Annotated in this window: 21 protein-coding genes; 10 read left to right on the top strand and 11 right to left on the bottom strand. The window is 63.7% G+C overall.

Translation table 11 applies throughout. From position 1 onward, the window contains the following. On the bottom strand, window positions 1-6,297 hold the full coding sequence (locus ABIG06_RS21975; RefSeq protein WP_124159717.1) for a HAMP domain-containing protein: 6,297 nt from the start codon (window positions 6,295-6,297) through the stop codon (window positions 1-3). Between the two features lie 290 nt (window positions 6,298-6,587). Here ABIG06_RS21975 and ABIG06_RS21980 point away from each other — a divergent pair, with 290 nt between their 5' ends. Next, on the top strand, window positions 6,588-6,881 hold the full coding sequence (locus ABIG06_RS21980) for a hypothetical protein (RefSeq protein WP_370138609.1): 294 nt from the start codon (window positions 6,588-6,590) through the stop codon (window positions 6,879-6,881). A 5-nt stretch (window positions 6,882-6,886) separates the two neighbouring features. Here ABIG06_RS21980 and ABIG06_RS21985 read toward each other — a convergent pair whose 3' ends face one another. After that, complete coding sequence (locus tag ABIG06_RS21985; RefSeq protein ID WP_370138610.1) at window positions 6,887-7,399, bottom strand: DUF4142 domain-containing protein; 513 nt, start codon at window positions 7,397-7,399, stop codon at window positions 6,887-6,889. A 92-nt stretch (window positions 7,400-7,491) separates the two neighbouring features. On the opposite strand from ABIG06_RS21985, the gene ABIG06_RS21990 reads away from it, so the two are divergent. The 3 genes from ABIG06_RS21990 to ABIG06_RS22000 all read left to right on the top strand — a co-directional run bounded on the left by ABIG06_RS21990 (window position 7,492) and on the right by ABIG06_RS22000 (window position 8,211). Further along, window positions 7,492-7,686: a hypothetical protein gene (locus ABIG06_RS21990; RefSeq protein ID WP_124159714.1), complete on the top strand. Its 195-nt coding sequence runs from the start codon at window positions 7,492-7,494 to the stop codon at window positions 7,684-7,686. Window positions 7,687-7,699: 13 nt separating this feature from the next. Continuing rightward, on the top strand, window positions 7,700-7,936 hold the full coding sequence (locus tag ABIG06_RS21995) for a hypothetical protein (RefSeq protein WP_124159713.1): 237 nt from the start codon (window positions 7,700-7,702) through the stop codon (window positions 7,934-7,936). Between the two features lie 71 nt (window positions 7,937-8,007). After that, window positions 8,008-8,211: a hypothetical protein gene (locus tag ABIG06_RS22000; protein WP_124159712.1), complete on the top strand. Its 204-nt coding sequence runs from the start codon at window positions 8,008-8,010 to the stop codon at window positions 8,209-8,211. A 128-nt stretch (window positions 8,212-8,339) separates the two neighbouring features. On the opposite strand, the gene ABIG06_RS22005 is transcribed toward ABIG06_RS22000, so the two are convergent. Continuing rightward, window positions 8,340-8,588, bottom strand: coding sequence for a hypothetical protein (locus tag ABIG06_RS22005; protein ID WP_158626729.1), 249 nt, complete (start codon window positions 8,586-8,588; stop codon window positions 8,340-8,342). Window positions 8,589-8,757: 169 nt separating this feature from the next. Here ABIG06_RS22005 and ABIG06_RS22010 point away from each other — a divergent pair, with 169 nt between their 5' ends. Then, window positions 8,758-8,925 (top strand): hypothetical protein, encoded by a 168-nt coding sequence (locus ABIG06_RS22010; RefSeq protein ID WP_199751420.1) that lies wholly within the window; start codon window positions 8,758-8,760, stop codon window positions 8,923-8,925. 68 nt (window positions 8,926-8,993) lie between these two features. Here the strand turns inward: ABIG06_RS22010 and ABIG06_RS22015 are convergent, their stop codons facing one another. The 7 genes from ABIG06_RS22015 to ABIG06_RS22045 all read right to left on the bottom strand — a co-directional run bounded on the left by ABIG06_RS22015 (window position 8,994) and on the right by ABIG06_RS22045 (window position 14,263). Further along, window positions 8,994-9,479: a DUF3147 family protein gene (locus tag ABIG06_RS22015; protein WP_370138612.1), complete on the bottom strand. Its 486-nt coding sequence runs from the start codon at window positions 9,477-9,479 to the stop codon at window positions 8,994-8,996. Beyond that, on the bottom strand, window positions 9,479-9,826 hold the full coding sequence (locus tag ABIG06_RS22020; RefSeq protein ID WP_370138613.1) for a DUF3147 family protein: 348 nt from the start codon (window positions 9,824-9,826) through the stop codon (window positions 9,479-9,481). Before ABIG06_RS22020 ends, ABIG06_RS22015 begins: the two co-directional genes overlap by 1 nt. After that, window positions 9,823-10,410, bottom strand: coding sequence for a phosphatase PAP2 family protein (locus tag ABIG06_RS22025; protein ID WP_124159709.1), 588 nt, complete (start codon window positions 10,408-10,410; stop codon window positions 9,823-9,825). The genes ABIG06_RS22020 and ABIG06_RS22025 overlap by 4 nt, the downstream gene beginning before the upstream one ends. A gap of 97 nt (window positions 10,411-10,507) precedes the next feature. Next, a complete protein-coding gene (locus ABIG06_RS22030; RefSeq protein WP_370138614.1) occupies window positions 10,508-11,398 on the bottom strand; it encodes an SDR family oxidoreductase in 891 nt (296 codons plus the stop codon). A 202-nt stretch (window positions 11,399-11,600) separates the two neighbouring features. Next, complete coding sequence (locus tag ABIG06_RS22035) at window positions 11,601-12,152, bottom strand: DUF4142 domain-containing protein (protein WP_124159707.1); 552 nt, start codon at window positions 12,150-12,152, stop codon at window positions 11,601-11,603. A gap of 87 nt (window positions 12,153-12,239) precedes the next feature. Next, window positions 12,240-12,467, bottom strand: coding sequence for a hypothetical protein (locus ABIG06_RS22040; RefSeq protein WP_124159706.1), 228 nt, complete (start codon window positions 12,465-12,467; stop codon window positions 12,240-12,242). A gap of 8 nt (window positions 12,468-12,475) precedes the next feature. After that, complete coding sequence (locus tag ABIG06_RS22045; RefSeq protein WP_370138615.1) at window positions 12,476-14,263, bottom strand: thiamine pyrophosphate-requiring protein; 1,788 nt, start codon at window positions 14,261-14,263, stop codon at window positions 12,476-12,478. A gap of 146 nt (window positions 14,264-14,409) precedes the next feature. Between ABIG06_RS22045 and ABIG06_RS22050 the strand changes: the two genes are divergently transcribed. The 4 genes from ABIG06_RS22050 (at window position 14,410) to ABIG06_RS22065 (ending at window position 17,926) form a co-directional block, all read left to right on the top strand. Beyond that, complete coding sequence (locus tag ABIG06_RS22050; protein ID WP_124159704.1) at window positions 14,410-14,784, top strand: PRC-barrel domain-containing protein; 375 nt, start codon at window positions 14,410-14,412, stop codon at window positions 14,782-14,784. 19 nt (window positions 14,785-14,803) lie between these two features. Next, the gene (locus ABIG06_RS22055; protein WP_370138616.1) at window positions 14,804-14,962 is read left to right on the top strand and encodes a hypothetical protein; all 159 of its coding nucleotides are present in this window, start codon (window positions 14,804-14,806) and stop codon (window positions 14,960-14,962) included. A gap of 196 nt (window positions 14,963-15,158) precedes the next feature. Further along, entirely contained in the window at window positions 15,159-16,310 is a 1,152-nt protein-coding gene (locus tag ABIG06_RS22060; RefSeq protein ID WP_370138617.1) for an HlyD family secretion protein, read from the top strand. Further along, complete coding sequence (locus ABIG06_RS22065) at window positions 16,307-17,926, top strand: DHA2 family efflux MFS transporter permease subunit (RefSeq protein WP_370138618.1); 1,620 nt, start codon at window positions 16,307-16,309, stop codon at window positions 17,924-17,926. Before ABIG06_RS22060 ends, ABIG06_RS22065 begins: the two co-directional genes overlap by 4 nt. A gap of 31 nt (window positions 17,927-17,957) precedes the next feature. Here the strand turns inward: ABIG06_RS22065 and ABIG06_RS22070 are convergent, their stop codons facing one another. Then, the gene (locus ABIG06_RS22070) at window positions 17,958-18,440 is read right to left on the bottom strand and encodes a winged helix-turn-helix transcriptional regulator (protein ID WP_370138620.1); all 483 of its coding nucleotides are present in this window, start codon (window positions 18,438-18,440) and stop codon (window positions 17,958-17,960) included. Window positions 18,441-18,613: 173 nt separating this feature from the next. On the opposite strand from ABIG06_RS22070, the gene ABIG06_RS22075 reads away from it, so the two are divergent. Further along, window positions 18,614-19,351: an SDR family oxidoreductase gene (locus ABIG06_RS22075; protein ID WP_370138621.1), complete on the top strand. Its 738-nt coding sequence runs from the start codon at window positions 18,614-18,616 to the stop codon at window positions 19,349-19,351. The last annotated feature ends 35 nt before the right edge of the window (window positions 19,352-19,386 follow it).

Raw genomic sequence — 19,386 nt, forward strand, 5'->3', positions numbered from 1 at the left:
TCAGCGGTGCAGCCACATGCGGATCGCAAGCAGCAATTGGTCGGTGTTGACCGGTTTGGCGAGGTAATCGGACGCGCCGGCTTCGAGGCATTTCTCCCGGTCGCCCTTCATCGCCTTGGCGGTCAGCGCGATGATCGGAAGACGGGCGAAGGCCGGATTCTCGCGGATCACGCCGATGGTCTGATAGCCATCCATCTGCGGCATCATGATGTCCATCAGCACGATCGCGATCTCCGGATTGGAGTCGACCAGTGTCACAGCCTCGCTCCCGGTCGTCGCCGTCAGCACTTTCATGCCGCGTCGTTCCAGCACACTCGACAGGGCGAATATGTTGCGGGCGTCGTCGTCGACGAGCAGGGCGGTCTTGCCGATCAAGTCCTCGTCGGAACTGTTCAGCTTCTCCAGCATACGCTGCTTCTCGATCGGCAGCTCCGTGATCACGCGGTGCAGGAACAGTGCGGTCTCGTCGAGCAGGCGCTCCGGCGATTCCACGCCCTTGACCACGATGCTGCGAGCCATGGTGTGGAGTTCCGCGTCCTCCTCCGCCGAAAGCTCGCGGCCGGTGAAGACCACGATCGGGATGTTCGACAGTCGCTCGTCGTTGCGGACTTGGTCCAGCACCTCGAAGCCGCTCATGTCGGGAAGCCTGAGATCGAGCACCACGCAGTCACACGGCTGCTCGCGCAACGTCGAAAGTGCGCCCGCGCCGGTGGCCGTCGTCACGATCTCGATGTCGTCGTGGTGGAGCAGCTCGCGGATCGAAAGCTGCTCGGCCTCGTTGTCCTCGACGATCAGCAGCCGCTTGCGCCGCGGCCGGGCATATTCCTTGATTTGCGTCAGCGCGGCCGCGACGCCTTCAGGCGTGGTCGGCTTGTTGACGAATGAGAACGCGCCACGCGCCAGCGCATGCTGGCGGTCTTCGTCGAGCGTGATGATCTGCACGGGGATGTGGCGGGTCAACGGATTGTGCTTGAGCTGGCTCAGTACGGTCCAGCCGAGCATGTCGGGCAGGAACACATCGAGCGAGACGGCTCTCGGCTGATACTGCTTGGCGAGCTCCAGCGCCTCCGCGCCCCGCGCGGTGACCAGCACCTTGAATCCCTTGTCGCGCGCGAGATCAACCAGCACACGCGCGTAGTGCGGGTCGTCCTCGACGATCAGGAGGATGCTGTCGCCGGGCTCGAGGTTCAACCGGTCGTCGGGAAGCTGCTCGATGGCACGTTGTTGCTCCGGCGCGGCCGGCTGCAGCGCGGGCGGCTGGCTGTATTGCTGCGGCGCCGGGGCGGCCCGCGGCGCGAGCGTCGGACCGGAATATTTCAACGGCAGATAAATCGTGAAGGACGAGCCCTTGCCCGGCGCGCTGCGCAGATGGATTTCGCCTCCGAGCAGGCTCGCGAGTTCGCGGCTGATTGCGAGTCCTAGTCCGGTGCCGCCGTATTTTCGGCTGGTGCCGGCATCCGCCTGCTGGAACGCCTCGAAGATCAGCTTCTGCTTCTCCAGCGGAATGCCGATGCCGGTATCGGATACTTCGAACGCGATCACGGCCGGCGCGGAGTTCAGCACCGGGTGATCCGTTCCCCAGCCGCCGATCGCGCCCGCGACCTTCAGGCGCACTTCGCCTTCGGCGGTGAACTTGAAGGCGTTGGAGAGCAGGTTCTTCAGGACCTGTTGCAGGCGCTTGGAATCGGTGACGATGCTGCGTGGCAGGTTCGGATCGACGTCGATCTTGAACGACAGATTGCGGTTGTCCGCCTCGTGCCGGAAGGGCCGCCCGACGGTCTCGAGCAGGTTCGCGGTCAGGATCTCCTCGGCGTCGACCGTCACCGTGCCGGACTCGATCTTGGAGAGATCGAGAATGTCGCTGATGAGGTTGAGCAGATCGGTGCCGGCGCCGTGGATGGTGCGGGCGAACTCGACCTGCTTGGCCGAGAGATTGCCGTCCGGATTATCGGTGAGCTGCTGACCGAGAATCAGGATCGAATTTAGCGGCGTACGCAACTCGTGGCTCATATTGGCGAGGAATTCGGACTTGTACTTCGAGGTCAGGGCGAGCTCGGTGGCCTTTTCCTCCAGAGCGCGCCGGGCCTGCTCGATCTCCTGGTTCTTGCGTTCGACCTCGACGTTGCGCTCGGCGAGCTGCTGCGCCTTCTGCTCGAGCTGGTCGTTGGTCTGTTGCAATTCGCGCTGCTGGGTCTGTAGCTCGCCGGCGAGCTGCTGCGACTGTTTGAGCAGGCCTTCGGTCTGCATCGTCGCCTCGATCGAGTTCAGAACGATGCCGATGGAGTCGGTGAGCTGCTCCAGGAACGTCATCTGCGAGGTCGTGAAGGAGACGAGGGAGGCGAGTTCGATCACGGCCTTGACCTGGCCTTCGAACAGGACAGGCAGCACGACGAGATTTTTCGGCGCGACGCGGAGCAGCGCCGAGTTGATCGGCACAACGTCGGACGGGATGTCGGAAACCATGCGCGGCCGCTTGTCGAGGGCGCACTGGCCGACCAGTCCTTCGCCGAACTGGAGCACGCTCTGGTAGGGATAGATGCCGTCGCTGGCGTAGGACGCGAGCAGCAGCAGCTGGGAATTGTCCTCGTTCTCGACCTGGTAGATCACGCCGGTATGGGCATTCACCAGCGGCGACAGCTCGGTGAGCAGCAGCCGGCCGACGGTGGCGAGATCGCGCTGGCCCTGGAGCATGTTGGTGAATTTGGCGAGGTTGGTCTTCAGCCAGTCCTGCTCGGTGTTCACGTCCGTCGTCAAACGGAGATTCGTGATCATCGTATTGATGTTGTCCTTCAGCTCCGCGACTTCCCCGCGGGCGTCGACTTGGATCGACCGCGTCAGGTCGCCCTTGGTCACGGCGGTCGCGACTTCCGCGATCGCGCGCACCTGCGAGGTGAGGTTGGCAGCCAGAAGGTTCACGTTGCCGGTGAGATCTTTCCAGGTGCCGGCAGCACCCGGCACGTTGGCCTGGCCGCCGAGCCGGCCTTCGACGCCGACCTCGCGTGCCACCGACGTCACCTGATCGGCGAAGGTCGCCAGCGTCTCGGTCATGTTGTTGATGGTGTCGGCGAGAGCGGCGACCTCGCCGCGAGATTTCATCGTCAGGTTCTGCTTGAGATCGCCGTTGGCGACCGCCGTCACCACCTTGACGATGCCGCGCACCTGCTCGGTCAGGTTCGCAGCCATCAGGTTCACGGTGTCGGTGAGGTCCTTCCATGTGCCGGCAACGCCGGGCACCTGCGCCTGGCCGCCGAGCTTGCCTTCGGTGCCGACCTCGCGCGCCACGCGCGTCACTTCGCCGGCGAAGGCGTTGAGCTGGTCCACCATGGTGTTGATGGTGTTCTTGAGCTCGAGGATTTCGCCCTTCACGTCGACGGTGATCTTGCGGGACAAGTCGCCGCGCGCCACCGCGGTCGTCACTTCGGCGATGTTGCGGACCTGCGTGGTGAGGTTCGCCGCCAGGAGGTTGACGTTGTCGGTCAGATCCTTCCAGGTGCCGCCGACGCCAGGCACGACGGCCTGACCACCGAGCCGGCCTTCGGTGCCGACCTCGCGGGCGACGCGCGTGACTTCGGCGGCGAAGGAGCGGAGCTGCTCGACCATGGTGTTCAGCGTGTCCTTCAGGAGAAGGATCTCGCCGCGCACGTCCACCGTGATCTTCTTCGAGAGATCGCCGCCGGCGATGGCGGTCGCGACCTCGGCGATGTTGCGGACCTGCGCCGTCAGGTTCGATGCCATGAAGTTGACGTTGTCGGTGAGGTCCTTCCATGTGCCGGCAACGCCGGGCACTTCGGCCTGACCGCCGAGCTTGCCTTCGGTGCCGACCTCGCGCGCCACGCGCGTGACTTCGCCGGCAAAGCCGTTGAGCTGGTCCACCATTGTGTTGATGGTGTTCTTGAGCTCGAGGATTTCGCCCTTCACGTCGACGGTGATCTTGCGGGACAAGTCGCCACGCGCCACCGCGGTCGTCACTTCGGCGATGTTGCGGACCTGGGCGGTGAGGTTGCCCGCCATCGAATTCACGCTGTCGGTGAGATCCTTCCAGGTTCCGGCGACGCCGGGCACGTTGGCCTGACCGCCGAGACGGCCTTCGGTGCCGACCTCGCGCGCCACGCGCGTCACCTCGCCCGCGAAACGGTTGAGCTGGTCGACCATCGTGTTCAGCGTGTCCTTGAGCTGCAGGATCTCGCCGCGCACGTCCACGGTGATCTTGCGCGACAGGTCGCCGCCGGCGATCGCGGTCGCCACTTCGGCGATATTGCGGACCTGGGCGGTGAGGTTGCCCGCCATCGAGTTCACGCTGTCGGTGAGATCCTTCCAGGTGCCGGCGACGCCGGGCACGCCAGCCTGGCCGCCGAGCTTGCCGTCGGTGCCGACCTCGCGCGCGACGCGCGTCACTTCGCCAGCGAAGGCGTTGAGCTGGTCCACCATGGTGTTGAGCGTCTCCTTCAGCTGAAGGATTTCGCCCGACACGTTCACCGTGATCTTCTTCGACAGATCGCCCTTGGCGACCGCAGTTGCGACCTCGGCGATGTTGCGGACCTGGCCGGTGAGGTTCGAGGCCATCGAGTTGACGCTGTCGGTGAGGTCCTTCCATGTGCCGGCGACGCCGCGCACGACGGCCTGACCACCAAGCTTGCCTTCGGTGCCGACCTCGCGCGCCACGCGCGTGACTTCGCCGGCGAAGGCGTTGAGCTGATCCACCATGGTGTTGATGGTATCCTTCAGCTCCAGGATTTCGCCGCGCACGTCCACGGTGATCTTCTTGGAGAGGTCGCCGCCGGCGACCGCGGTCGTCACCTCGGCGATGTTGCGGACCTGCGCGGTGAGGTTCGAGGCCATCGAGTTGACGCTCTCGGTGAGGTCCTTCCAGGTTCCGGCGACGCCGAGCACGTTGGCCTGGCCGCCGAGCCGTCCCTCGGTGCCGACCTCGCGGGCGACGCGCGTCACTTCGCCGGCGAAGGCGTTGAGCTGGTCGACCATGGTGTTGAGCGTCTCCTTCAGCTGAAGGATCTCGCCCGAGACATTCACCGTGATCTTCTTCGACAGATCGCCGCTCGCGATGGCGGTGGCGACGTCGGCGATGTTGCGGACCTGCGCCGTCAGGTTCGAGGCCATGAAGTTGACGTTGTCGGTGAGGTCCTTCCAGGTGCCGGCCACACCAGGCACCTGGGCCTGGCCGCCGAGCTTGCCTTCGGTGCCGACCTCGCGCGCGACGCGCGTCACTTCGGAGGCGAACGAGTTGAGCTGGTCCACCATGGTGTTGATGGTGTCCTTCAGCTCCAGGATCTCGCCGCGCACGTCCACCGTGATCTTGCGCGAGAGGTCGCCGCGCGCCACGGCGGTGGTGACGTTGGCGATGTTGCGCACTTGTGCAGTCAGGTTGCCGCACATCGCGTTGACGGAGTCGGTGAGGTCCTTCCAGGTGCCGGCGACGCCTGGCACGATCGCTTGGCCGCCGAGCTTGCCGTCGGTGCCGACCTCGCGCGCGACGCGCGTCACTTCCGAGGCGAAGGAGCGGAGTTGGTCCACCATCGTGTTGATGGCTTCCTTGAGCTGCAGGATCTCGCCGCGGACGTCGACCGTGATCTTCTTCGACAGATCGCCGTTGGCGACCGCGATCGTCACTTCGGCGATGTTGCGAACCTGGTTGGTCAGGTTGTTTGCCATCGAGTTGACGCTCTCGGTCAGGTCCTTCCAGACGCCGGTCACCTCCGGCACCTGGGCCTGGCCGCCGAGCTTGCCCTCGGTGCCGACCTCGCGCGCCACGCGCGTCACCTCGGACGTGAACACGCCGAGCTGCTTGATCATGGTATTGACGATGTTCGCCGACTGCAAAAATTCGCCGCCGAGCGGACGACCATCGACGTCGAGCTTGACAGTCTGGAGTAGGTCTCCTTGTGCGACGGCGGCGACCGCGCGCGTCACCTCGCGCGTCGGCCACAGCAGGTCGTCGATCAGCGTGTTGACGGAACCTTCCATGTCGGCCCAGGAGCCTGAGGCGAGGCCGAACTTGACGCGCTGGCGGGTCTTGCCTTCGCGGCCCACCACCTGGCCGACCAGTTCGAGTTGCTGCGCCATGCGTTGGTTGGCGGCGATGATTTCGTTAAGAGTGTCGGCAATCTTGCCGTCGATGCCGAGATAGTCGCCGCTCATGCGCACCGAAAAGTCACCGCTGCGCATCGCCTGCAAGGCAAGCAACAATTCCGCCCGGGAATCCGGCTCCGACGTACCGTTGGATTTTGGCTTTGGGACGCGACGACCGGAGCGTGATGCAGTTCCGGGATCGAGGTCGCTCATACTGATTCCCCCGCAGGCGTCGGCCGAATCTGCGGCACAACGCGTTTGGTCGAAATGAAATAGAGCGTCAGCCAAATTCGAAATCAAGCGCCAAGGTGCGACGCGAGGAAATGGAACCCGCTTTGCTCAGCCCGATTCAACTAACCCTGATCGGCCGAATTGGTTCCACTCTATTGAGAGGCGCCGTCGTGGGACCGCCGCTCTGCTCGTCCCCGTGCCCGGCATTCATCATTCGGAACGGAGCGCCGAGCCTGGTGGTTAGCCCCACAGAGAGACAGGGAGAATGGATAATGAAAGCAGAATTTGCTGCCATCGTTATCGCGGTGTTTGCCGCGGGATCGGCTTTGGCGCAGGGCGGTGCGCCCAGCGGGCGCGGCGCCGTGACTGGTGATCCCGCCGCGAGCTCCGCCAGCCCGCGGGCGGAAACACCCACCACCGGAACGGCCAGCCGGTCGAATCCGAGCGGTAGCGGCACGTCGTCTTCGGGCGGCAAGGACGACAACGGCGATGCGGGCCGGGACAAGATGCCGGAGAGCGATCGCACCGTGCGGCCGCAAAGCCAGCAACATCCTAACGACAAGTAAAACGGCTACTTGTCCGCCATGGTACGCTCGGCGTCCCTGACCTGCGAGCGCAACATCGGGAGTTGTTCGCGCGCGAACGCTGCGAGCGCTGCGTTGTCGGGCGCCTTCAGATAGCGATCGAGCAGCTCGATGATCGCTTCATACTCGGGAATCTGCGCGGCATAGAAGCTTCTGACGTAGGTCGGACCATCCGACATCTCGGGCTCCACGAGGCTTGCAGTCGAGGATGTTGCCTTGCCGACGCGAGGTTCCGCCCCGATTGCCTCCTGGATCTTCTTCAAGGTCTTGTCGCGCTTGGCCGCTTCCTCGGCGCGCAGGGCGGCGAGGTTCTTGACCTCCGCATTGCCCTTGAGGTCGGTATTTTCAAGAAGACCCTGTTGAAATCGGCTGAAGTTGTAGACGCCGCTGATTACCTCAATCGCAGCCGGTGGCCGTTCGCCCGGCTTTCGCTCGCCGGTATTGTCGGCAAGCGCCGCAGTGCAGATGAATGCCAGGATGATCGCGGCAAGAACTCGCATCCATACCAATGTCGAAGGGACTGCGAAGTTCCCTGACACTGCGATCCGGCAAGCGGCTTGCAGCGCGAGAGTTCCGTCCCCACGTCCTCAATATGAAACAGTCCGACATCTTCAGGGATAACGCCGAGAATTGCCTTCAGCTTGCCGAGCGCGCCGAAGGACAACCCGCCCACAAGCGCTATTCGCGCATGGCCGACGCCTGGACGGCGCTCGCCAACGAACAGGATTGGCTCGACGGAGAAGTCCCGCCCGTTGCGGACCTCGCTCCTCCAAAGCGGAAGGTGTGAGCCGCTCGTTCTGGTGAATCTGCCTGTGCGACCGCTCACGGACGGCAAGCGACTGATTGGGGATCATCCAGGAACAGTTGATCACGTCGATTTCGAGTTTCAGAAGGAGGTTTTGTCGATGGCTCCGCGTCTGGCTCTTCTTTCCCTCATTCTCGCTTTTGGCGTCTCGGTCGCGTTCGCGACGGTGACGACGGTGCGGCAGGTGCACCTTGAGAATGCATCTGCCGCTGTCCATGCGGTGCGCAGTTAGCACTCTACCGGAACATTCGACGCCGCGGTGCGTAAGCGCTCCGAGATACCAGTATAAGCGGGAGCCCCATCATGGCCCATTCCGACCAAGGCATCGTCAAGGACAAGCGCGCGGAGGAGCAGCCCCGCGACAAGGAGCGTGCACAGTCCGTGCACAAGACGGATCCGAAAGGCTCGCCTTCGCGTGAAGCGACGCGCGATCCCAAGCTGAACGACAATAGCAAGACGCCAGGCTCCGGCGTGATGCCGGACGGCTCGAACGACGCAACAGGCTAGTTCTCACGAGGAACGAATTCTCGCGGGAAGAGCCGACGGATTGCTTCCGGTTGTCATGCCCCCGGTGCGCCGGAAGCAATCTCCAAGGACGGCCCTGGCACCCACGTGCCAGGGTCGTTTTCTGTGCGTCAGCCGTCGGTGCCGCTCTCCGGATCCCCATGAGTATGTCCGTCGGGTCCGCGGCCGAACACGCCAAAGCTGCTCGACTTCACGCCGACGGCGGCATCGACGCCAACGGCGCTCAGTCCGAACTTCAGGAGTTCGCGGACCGCGGCCGCCCGCGTCGGCATTCGGTGTTTGAACCGGAAATCGTCGATGGCAGCCAATTCTTCCGGCGAAAGCATGACCTGAAGGCGCTCGGCGCGAAGGTCGTTCATGGCGATCACGCAAATTGAGTAGTTTGAGTAGTTTACTCAACGAACCAACTTGTCGGGAGTTCCGCCAGAGTCAAGAAAGTCTCCTAATGAGTAGAAATTCGCAATAAAACCAATAAGTTAATTGAAACATATTGTGCCATGGCGCATTCTCCTCGAAAGGGAGAGAGCCATGGCGGACCAAGTCAGGTTACCTCGCAAGCTTTCCGAAGAGCCCGAAGCGCCCGAGCCGGTGCGACCAAGCCATCAGAAGGTCATCGAGCAGGTCGAGCGCTGGGCGAACAGCCCGGGCCTCCAGCCGCCGCAATCGCAGACCTCGGCGAAGGCAAAAGCGGGCTAGAAGCATGGTTCGTACAAATGTGCGGCGGTTTTCCGAAACGATCACGCTCAACACTATCTTGTCGCGCTTTAGGGCTTCACGAAGCGAGAGCCCTCTGCTGATGGCGAATGGGCTGTACGGTGATGGTGCGAGACAATGCGAAGCTTGCGCCTGAGCCACCAGGCCGTCACGGAAACGCTGGCCCAGACCGTCAAGGCCGCGATGAAGCCAAGTGCGATGCTTGTCCCGACGGTGGCATAGAAGACGGCAGCGAACGCCGCAAGACCGATGCTGCCGAGTGCTGCACCTGCGGCATCGAGCGCTGCGGCCTTCTGTCCGCGACGCCGCCCGCTCAGGCCGGCCTTCTCCTTGGCATGACGCTCGTGGCTTTCGATCAGCGTCGCGCTGGCGCAGAAGATGGCCGGAAGTGCAAGAAAGAGCCCGCCGACAGAAGTGCCGAAATGCGAGCCGATGACCCCCGCGAGAACCGTCGCGCAGCCGCCGAGCACGAAGCGAACGGCGTATTCGTACCACCGCGTCTGCTTTAGCGCCGATGACGACAGCTTCACCAGCATCAGGCGGCACCTCCCAAACCCGCGAGCAGACCGAAGGCGACCACGAGCCATACCGCGAAGGCAAGGATCGTCGCCGGGAGCGCGTTGAGACGGATCCTCATCAGGAGATGGCAGACGACGAGGCTGTAGCAGGCGAGCGCGATGGCGCCATAGATCATCGTCCAGCTCTCGGCCGCAGCATATTGCGGGCCGTGCTGGACCACGGCGATGCCGAGGGTGGCCAGCGCAACCGACGGCGCCGCGCCGAGAAGCCCGGCAAAGCTCTTTGGCCGCAGCATGTCGCCGAAGATTGCGAAGACGGATACGATCAGGCCACCGGCGACGAAGCGCACGAGATATTCCGTCATGGCCGCACCCGTGAAGCTTCGGGCCGCTGCTGCCGCGACCTTGCCAGCGTGAACGGCCTGAACAGTCGCTCGACGACGATGCCGAGCGTGAAGCCTGCCACCACGTCGCTGGTCCAGTGCGCCAGCAGCGCCACACGCGTCAGCGACAACGCTGCGGCGAGGGAGCGGGCCAAGCGGCGCGAGGTCGGCGGCAACAGGCCGGCCGCCGAGGCGAGGGCGCCCATATGCATGGCGTGACCCGAGGGAAACGCGTCGCGAGGGCGCCCCGAATAGGGAATGCCATGCCAGTGGCCGCGCACCGTCAGCCGGTCAGGCCTCGTCTGATCGAATACGGATTTCAGGACATGCGGCAAAGCCGCCGTCACCAGCGATACCATCAGGACATGATCGGCCACGGAACGCCGCTGCGGATGCCGGAGATAGGTGTAGAGCCATCCCGCCGCGGCGAGCGCGAGCAGCACATGCTCGTCGGCGCCCCAGGTTATCGCCTGGGCGGCATGCTCTAAGCTTGGGTTGGCGTTGCGTGCGATCTCGTTGGCGATCGCCGTATCGATCCGAGTGGGTTTGACTGTTACGAGCGCCATCGGTCCGCCGGCGAGATATCCTCCATGACAGTTTTTTAAAGCCCCGGAGACATAGAAGGTTCCTGAGCTCTATCGGAGCCTCAGCCGCGGCGCCGCATTACGGTTGGCCGGAGCCGCCGGCGGCGCCATAGACCTGTCCCGTCGCATAGCTTGCGTCGGAGGCGGCAAGCTGCACGTAAATCGAGGCAAGCTCGACGGGCTGGCCGGGACGCCCGAGCGGGGTCATACCGCCAAATTTTTCGAGTTTGTCCATCGTGGCACCACCGGAGACCTGAAGCGGCGTCCAGATCGGTCCGGGCGCGACGCCATTGACGCGGATGCCCTTGGAGGCGAGCTGCTTCGCCAGCGACTTCACATAGTTCATCGTCGCCGCCTTGGTCTGCGCATAATCGTAGAGATCCGGCGAAGGATCGTAGGCCTGTTCAGACGTCGTGCCGATGACGCAGGAGCCGGGCTTGAGATGCGGCAGCGCCGCCTTGATGGTCCAGAACGGCGCGTAAATGTTGGTCTTCATCGTCGCATCGAAATCCTCCGATGATACGTCGAGGATAGAAGCGCGCGTTTGTTGCCGAGCGGCATTGCAGACGACGATGTCGAGCCCGCCGAGGGCCTGCGCCGCCTGCTCGACCAAGTGCTTGCAAAAGGCTTCGTCCCTGAGATCGCCGGGGATTGCAAGTCCGGTGCGCCCCTCCTTTTTGATCAGTGCGATCACCTCCTGCGCGTCGGGCTCCTCAGCAGGCAGATAGTTGATTGCGACATCGGCGCCTTCGCGCGCATAGGCGATTGCGGCGGCACGGCCCATGCCAGAATCCCCGCCAGTGATCAGCGCCTTCCGTCCGGCGAGCCGGCCGGAACCCTTGTAGCTGGTCTCGCCATGATCGGGCCGCGGCTCCATCTTGCCGGCGAGGCCGGGCCAGGGCTGCGACTGCTTCTTGAACGGTGGCTTCGGATAGCGGGTGACGGGATTGATCAAGTCGGTTTCCGCCATGGACGTATTTCCTTTCGCTGTGGAAGACGCAAGCGAAGCCGCGGCGAGCGTCGCGCTCGCGGCCTGCACGACCTGCCGGCGGGATAGAGAAGGGATTCGATTTGACATCATGCTCTCCGCGATGGTCGAGGCTCAATGCGCGGAGACGCTCGTCGTTGCCAAGCGAGGGACGCCGGGCCGGCCGGCGTCCTTCAGCAATGCGTTACCTGGATTGACCGACGCTCGGTGCCTTGCCGAGGTTCTTGGCCATGTCGAGATGGTGCTTCAACGCGGGAAGGGTCTTGCCGGCCCAATCCTTCAGTTGGGCATTGTCTCCACCCTTGGCGTAACGCTCGAACAGCGACACTGCATCTTCATGCGCGCTGACCTGATAGGAATTGTAGTCCGAGCTGAAGTCCTTGCCGTTCGCATTCTTGAGCTTGTCGAGCTTGCTCTGATGCGAGCTGTCGAGCGCCGTCGGCAGCGTGGCTTGCACCTTGCCGTTACCGACCAGGCCTTTGAGCTCGCTGCTGGTCTTGGTGTGATCGGTGATCATCTGTTGCGCGAAGGTCTTCTCCTCCGCATTGCCCTTCTGCTCGGCAAGCTTGCTTGATTCGATCTCGAACATGTCGCTGATCGCGACCTGCTTGACAAAATCGGCGGTCGTAGGCGCAACGCCGAGCGCCGAATTCACGCCGGTCTTTTCGCCAAGCGACTGGGCGAGCGCGGGGCCCGCGAAAAAGATGCAGGCAAGGGCGATGATAGTGCGTTTCATGGTCAAATCCCTCCGATCGGTCGGCGCGGCAGCTTGCCCGCGACGTTGCGCCGATCAACACGCCGCCGGGCCCGAGGTTCCAAACGGTCAGTCTGTGGGCCTTCTGCCACTGCGAGGATTGATCGGATCGGTCGGCTTTCGCCGGAGCCGCTCCGGAAGGAATGGCTCTGCCGACGTGGGGGTCGCGTCGGCGCGCACGTCCGCATGGTGCTGCGCCTGCTCATGCGGCGTGCGGTTGTCGTTGATCTGCCGCTTGACGTCGAGGCCTCCGACTGGATCGTTGACGCCGTGCTGGATGTCGCGGAAGTCGCTCATTGTTCACCTCATTGCTTCCCGGGCAGGATCGATTCGAACATCTGCCGCGCTGCTCCTTTGATCATCCCGGCTTCGTTCGGATCGCCCTTCATCAACGCGAGCGAGAAATTCTTCGCCTGCTGCAAGGTGATGTGCGGCGGCAGCGGTGGCACCTCCGGATCGGTTTTCACTTCCAGCACAACCGGCATGTCACTCGCCAGCGCCTGCTCCCAGGCCGAGCCGAGCAGCTGTGGGGCGTCCACGAAGATGCCGCGCAGGCCGATCAGCTCGGCGAAGCGTGAATAGGAGACATCAGGAATGCGCTGCGAAGCCTCGAACTTGGGATCCCCGTTGATGATCCGCTGCTCCCAGGTCACCTGGTTGAGGTCTTCGTTGTTGAAGACGCAGACGATGAAGCGCGGATCCCGCCACGAGCGCCAGTATTTCGCAGCCGTGATCAGTTCGGCCATGTTGTTCATCTGCATGGCGCCGTCGCCGACCAGTGCGATCACCGGCCGGTCCGGCTGGGCGTATTTCGCGGCGAGCGCATAAGGAACCGCGGCGCCCATCGAGGCGAGGCCGCCGGACAGCGAGGCCGTCATGCCGCGCCGCATCTTCAGGTCCCGCGCGAACCAGTTGGCACACGAGCCGGAATCGCTGGTGATGATGACGCGATCGGGCAGGCGCGGGGATAGTTCCCAGGCGACGAGCTGCGGATTGACGGGCGCCGCCGGTTGATGCGCGCGGTCGTCCAACGTCGTCCACCATTTCGCAACGCCCTCTTCGATGCCCCGGCGCCAGGCGCCGTCGGCTTTGGGCGCGAGCCGGGGCAGCAATGCGCGCAGCGTCTCGGCGGCATCGCCGACGAGGCCGACCTCCATGGGAAAGCGGATCGACATCATGCTGGCGTCGATATCGATCTGCACGCCGCGCGCGCTGCCTTCCTTGGGCAGGAATTCGGCGTAGGGAAAGGCCGAGCCGACCATCAGCAGTGTGTCGCACTCCATCATCATGTTGTAGCTGGGCTCGGTGCCGAGCAGGCCGATGGAGCCGGTGACCCATGGCAGGTCGTCGGGCAGGGCGGCCTTGCCGAGCAGTGCCTTGGCGCAGCCGGCAGACAGCCGGTCGGCAATCGCGATCACCTCGTCGGTGGCGTGAAGCGCGCCGGCGCCGACGAGCATCGCGACCTTCTTGCCGGCGTTGAGCACCTCCGCGGCGCGGTCGAGATCGGCCTCACGCGGCATGATGCTGGGTGGGCTGTAGCCGATGCCGGAATGCAGCGTGCCGTGTTCACGGGGCGGATCCTCGTAAGGCTCCTCCTGTAAATCGTTGGGCAGGATGATCACCGTCGGGGTCCGCCGCGCCAGCGCAATCCGCACCGCACGATCGATCAGGTGCCGCACTTGCGCTGGCGAGGATGCCTGCATGACGTAGGCGCCGGCAACGTCCTTGAACATCGAGAGAAGATCGAGTTCCTGCTGATAGTGCCCGCCGAGGGCGTTGCGCGACTGCTGGCCGACAATCGCCAGCACCGGCTGGTGATCGAGCAGCGCATCGTAGAGCCCGGTGACGAGATGCGAGGCGCCGGGGCCGGAGGTCGCAATGCAGACGCCGAGCTCGCCCGAGAATTTTGCGTAGGCGGTCGCCATGAACGCTGCCATCTCCTCATGCCGCGCCTGCACGAACCCGATCCTGCCTTCGGCCCGGTTCATCGCACCGAATACGCCGTTGATGCCGTCGCCGGGATAGCCGAAGATGTCGCGCACGCCCCATTGATGCAGACGCTGGACGATGAAGTCGGAGACGGTCTGGGACATTGCGTGTAGCCCTTGGTTTGGCAGGTGCATGAAACTCAGAGAACGGCTCGTTTGGTGCGATGTTCCTGACCCGCTCAGGGAACATGCTCCGGAACGATCGCATGCCTATCCGGTTGGTTTTGCACGTGGCTGAGTGGAGAATTGCGATGTTGAAGCAAGACGAACTGGATCGCAGCGAGACGGGCCGTTTGATCGGCAGCGACAAGGTCGAGGGAACATCGGTCTATGGCGCCGATCGCAACCGGATCGGATCGATCGAACGCGTGATGATCGACAAGATCAGCGGCCAGGTGTCCTACGCCGTACTCGGCTTTGGTGGATTCCTGGGACTGGGCAACGACCACTATCCGCTGCCTTGGCAGTCGCTGAAATACGACACCGAGCTTGGCGGTTATGTCACGGGCATCACCACGAAGGAGCTTGAAGGCGCGCCCAAATATGGCGCACGAAGCGATTGGAACTGGGGCGACGACGCCGCGGTGCGCGGCATCAACTCCTATTACGGCGTCCCCTTCGCTTGAGATTTCAGGAGAGAGCTCAATGAGCAAGGAACGACCCAACGACGATCCCCGGCAGCAGAACGACTGGGGTTCGCATCGACACACGGACAAGCCCTGGAAGGGCAATCCCGAGAAGGAGCAGGGATCGGACGAGGTGAAGCCCGATCTCGAGAAGTGGCACGAGACGAAGACGCACTGAAGGTGCGCCCTCGCGGAATATCGAGAGGAGCGCGGTACGAGATGCCGCGCTTCGTTTTTTGACGGCGCGATCACGAATGATCGCGGCGCGTTGGCAGGGCTGAACCAAGTGTCGGCGCCGAAATTGGGCCGGCGACGCACAAGACGTACCCCAAAGCGTTCTGGCGTCAGCTCAATCCAGAGAAAGGTTGTTGGCCGTGGATGCTCAGACACGGGGGCATAGGCCGTCCGCGGAGCAGCCGCAGAGGGCGAAGCAGGCTCCAAATGCGCCGGCTGATCCGACCCGCAGCGCCGACGGCCAGTCGCACAGACTACCGTCGGCGGGAGAGCGGCTTCGTGAGCATTGGCTGCTCGCAACCGCAGGTGCCGTCGTTCTGATCGCCGCGCTCGTCGGCGGCCTGCTCTACTGGCTCGAGGTCCGACACTATGAATCGACCGACGATGCTTTCATCGCGGCGCGAAGCTTCTCGGTCGCCTCGAAGGTCGGCGGCTATGTGACCGACATTCCCGTCACCGACAACCAGCACGTCAATTCCGGCGATCTCCTCGCCAAGATCGACGAGCGCGATTATCGCATCGCCATCGATCAGGCCGACGCGCAGGTCGCCAGCGCCAAGGCGAACATCGCCAATGTCGAGGCGCAGATCGATTCGCAGCACGAGCAGATCAAGCAGGCCGAGGCCCAGCTCGAACAGGCCCAGGCTCAGCTTCAATTCGCGCAGGAGGAATTCACGCGCGCCCAGGATCTGGTCGAGAAGGGCGCCGGCACCGTGCAGCGCCAGCAGCAGACCCGCTCGGATCTTCAGGCGCAGCAGGCCAACACCGAACGCGCCAGGACGGCCGTGACATCGGCGCAACTGGGCATCAAGACGCTGCAGGCCCAGCTCGAAGGCGCCAAGGCGCAGCTCGGGCAGGCGCAGGCACAGCTCGATCAGGCCAAGCTGAACCTGCAATACACCAGCGTCGTCGCCGCCCAGTCCGGTCGCGTCGTCAAGCTCTCTGGCGCCAGGGGCACGTTCGTCACGGCGGGACAGAGCCTGATGATGTTCGTCCCCGACGAGGTCTGGATCGTCGCGAACTACAAGGAGACGCAGCTGAGCGACATGCGTCCGGGCCAGCCGGTCGAGATCCGCATCGATGCCTATCCCGGCCGCAAGTTCACCGGCCACGTCGATTCGGTGCAGCCGGGTTCCGGCACCGCCTTCAGTCTGCTGCCGGCGGAGAACGCGACCGGCAACTACGTCAAGGTGGTGCAACGCGTGCCGGTGAAGATCGTGGTCGACAGCTGGCCGGCCGGCCTGCCGGTTGGCCCAGGCATGTCGGTCGTGCCCTGGACCAGAGTGAGATGACGGACACAGCGCAAGGCGGCGCGTCAGCGGGCGGCTGGTCGCCTGAGCGCTCGGCGGCCGGCGGGCACAATCCCTATTTGATTGCCTTCGTGGTCTCGATCGCGACCTTCATGGAGGTGCTCGACACCACCATTGCCAACGTCGCGCTGCGTCACATCGCAGGCAGCCTCGCGGTCGGCATCGACGAGAGCACTTACGTCATCACCAGCTATCTCGTCGCCAACGCCATCGTGCTGTCGATCTCGGGCTGGCTCTCGACCGTGATCGGCCGCAAGCGTTTTTACATGATGTGCGTCGCGACCTTCACATTTGCCTCGCTGCTGTGTGGCTTCGCGTGGAATCTGCAGTCGCTTGTGCTGTTCCGCATTCTTCAAGGCCTCGGCGGCGGCGGCATGGCGACGAGCGAGCAGGCGATCCTCGCCGACTCCTTCCCGCCGCATAAGCGCGGCCAGGCTTTCGCCATCTACGGCGTCGCCGTCGTGGTCGCGCCGGTGATCGGTCCGACGCTCGGCGGCTGGATCACCGACACCTATACCTGGCACTGGGTATTTCTGATCAACGTGCCGATGGGCCTGCTGTCGCTGTTCCTGGTCGGCACGCTAGTCAAAGAGCCGTCAGGCGCGGAGGAGGAGAGGACGAAGCTGCTCAGCAAGGGCCTACGCGCCGACTATATTGGCTTTCTGCTGGTTGCGATCGGACTGGGCTCGCTGGAATTCGTGCTCGATGAGGGGCAGCGCAACGACTGGTTCGGCTCGAACATGATCATCATCTTCGCGCTGCTGGCCGCGATCTGCCTGCTCGCGCTGATCCCATGGGAGCTGACGCGGGAGGATCCCATTGTCGACTTGCGCCTGCTCGGCCGCCGCCAGTTCGCCGCCTGCTTCCTGGTGATGCTGGCCACCGGGGCCGTGCTGATCTCGACCACGCAGCTCTTGCCGCAGCTGCTCCAGGCCGAGTTGAACTACACCGCCATGCTGGCCGGCCTCGCGCTGTCGCCGGGCGGCATCGCGACCCTCGTGCTGATGCCGGTGGTCGGCCGCCTCGTCGCTACGGTGCAGCCGAAATATCTCATCATGTTCGGCGCGGCGATCGTCGCGCTCTCGATGTGGCATCTCACCGGGCTTACCGGCGACATCACCTATGGCTATGCAGCGCTGTCGCGCATCTTCCTGGCGCTCGGTCTGCCGTTCCTGTTCCTGCCGGTGACGACCGCCTCGTACGATGGCGTTCCGCCGGACAAGACCAACCAGGCCTCCGCCCTGATCAATGTCGCCCGCAATATCGGGGGATCCATGGGTGTTGCGCTGGCGCAAACGATCTTGGCGCAGCGGCAGCAATTCCACCAGAGCCGACTGGTGGAACACGCCGCGCCCTCCGATCTCGGTTATCAGCAGACCATCGACACCATGACGCGGTACTTCCAGGCGCAAGGCTCAAATGCGAGCGATGCAGCGTCACAGGCCGTTGCGTGGGTCGGTCGCACCTTGCAACAGCAGGTCGATTTGCTCGCCTATATCGACGTGTTCTGGACGCTGGCGATCATAGCGGTGCTGATGATCCCCACGGCGGCGGTGCTTCGCCCGATCAAGCTGGGCGGGCCGGCGCGGGGGCATTGATTGCGTTGCTGTTGCAGGTGGCGAGCTTCGATCACGAAGATGCTGCCACTGACCCCACCGCTTTCTTGCCGCCCGGCCCCGCATGCACATGTACCTGCTTGGCGTGCAGCGGCTCGCCGCATTCTGAGCATACCATCACGGGATCGAACAGCTTGCCGCAAATCTTGTGCTCGTGCAGCAGCGGGCGGCCGCGCTCGTCGCCCATATGGGCGTCGCCCCAATGCACCATCGCCATGATGACCGGGTAGAGGTCGAGCCCCTTCTCAGTGAGGATGTATTCGTAGCGCTTCGGCGCCTGGGAATAGGGGACGCGGCGCAGGATGCCGAAGCGGACCAGCTTCTTCAGCCGCTCGGAGAGCAGATGACGTGTGATCTGGAGTGAAGACTGGAACGCCTCGAACCGGCGCACCCGCAAGAAGCACTCGCGCAGGATCAGAAGCGTCCAGCGGTCGCCGACAACGGCGATGGTGCGGGAGAGCGAGCAGGGCTCTTCGTCCAGTGTGTCCCATTTCATGATGCGGTCTCCAGCGACAGTCAGTCTGAAAAAGGAACTAACTTGAATAGTCGGCGCAATTTCGTAGCAATACTACCACTCTTCATCTGGGTTTGACAGTTCTATTTCAGAACTATAGTCTTCGGCGCACTGCCCGCCGCACGCCTATAGCGGCTCACCGGGAGGAGGCGATCTTGCCCAAGCGAAACGCCACCGCGGCTGTCATCGGGGCCGGGGATTTCATCGGCTCCGAGATCGCCAAGAAGTTTGCCGCCGAAGGGTTCTCGATCTTCGCCGGCCGCCGCAATGGCGACAAGCTCGCGCCGTTGGTGCAAGATATCGAAGCTGCCGGCGGTGACATCCATGCGCGCTCGCTCGATGCGCGAAAGGAGGATGAAGTCATTGCCTTCCTCAATGACGCCGACAAGCACGCGCCGCTGGAAGTATGCATCTTCAATGTGGGCGCCAACGTCAATTTTCCGATCCTCGACATTACCGAGCGCGTGTTTCGCAAGGTCTGGGAGATGGCCTGCTATTCCGGCTTCCTTGCGGGGCGCGAGGCGGCGCGGCTGATGTTGGCACGCGGCGGCGGCAACATCTTCTTCACTGGCGCCACCGCCTCCTTGCGCGGCGGCAGTGGTTTTGCCGCCTTTGCCAGCGCCAAGTTCGGCTTGCGCGCGGTGGCGCAGGCGATGGCGCGCGAACTCGGGCCGAAGAACATCCACGTCGCCCATCTCATCATCGATTCCGGGGTCGATACCGAATGGGTGCGGCAGCGCCGGCTCGAGGCGCTCGGGCCGAATGCTCTGGACAATCCCGACCTCCTGATGCCGCCGTCCTCTGTCGCGAATGCCTATTGGCAGCTCTACCAGCAGCCGAAGAGCGCCTGGACCTTCGAGATGGAGATCCGCCCGTTCGGAGAGAAATGGTGACCGCTGCGCAATACTCCGGCTAGACTGATCTCAAC

Source organism: Bradyrhizobium sp. USDA 326, from assembly GCF_049739485.1.
GTDB lineage: Bacteria > Pseudomonadota > Alphaproteobacteria > Rhizobiales > Xanthobacteraceae > Bradyrhizobium.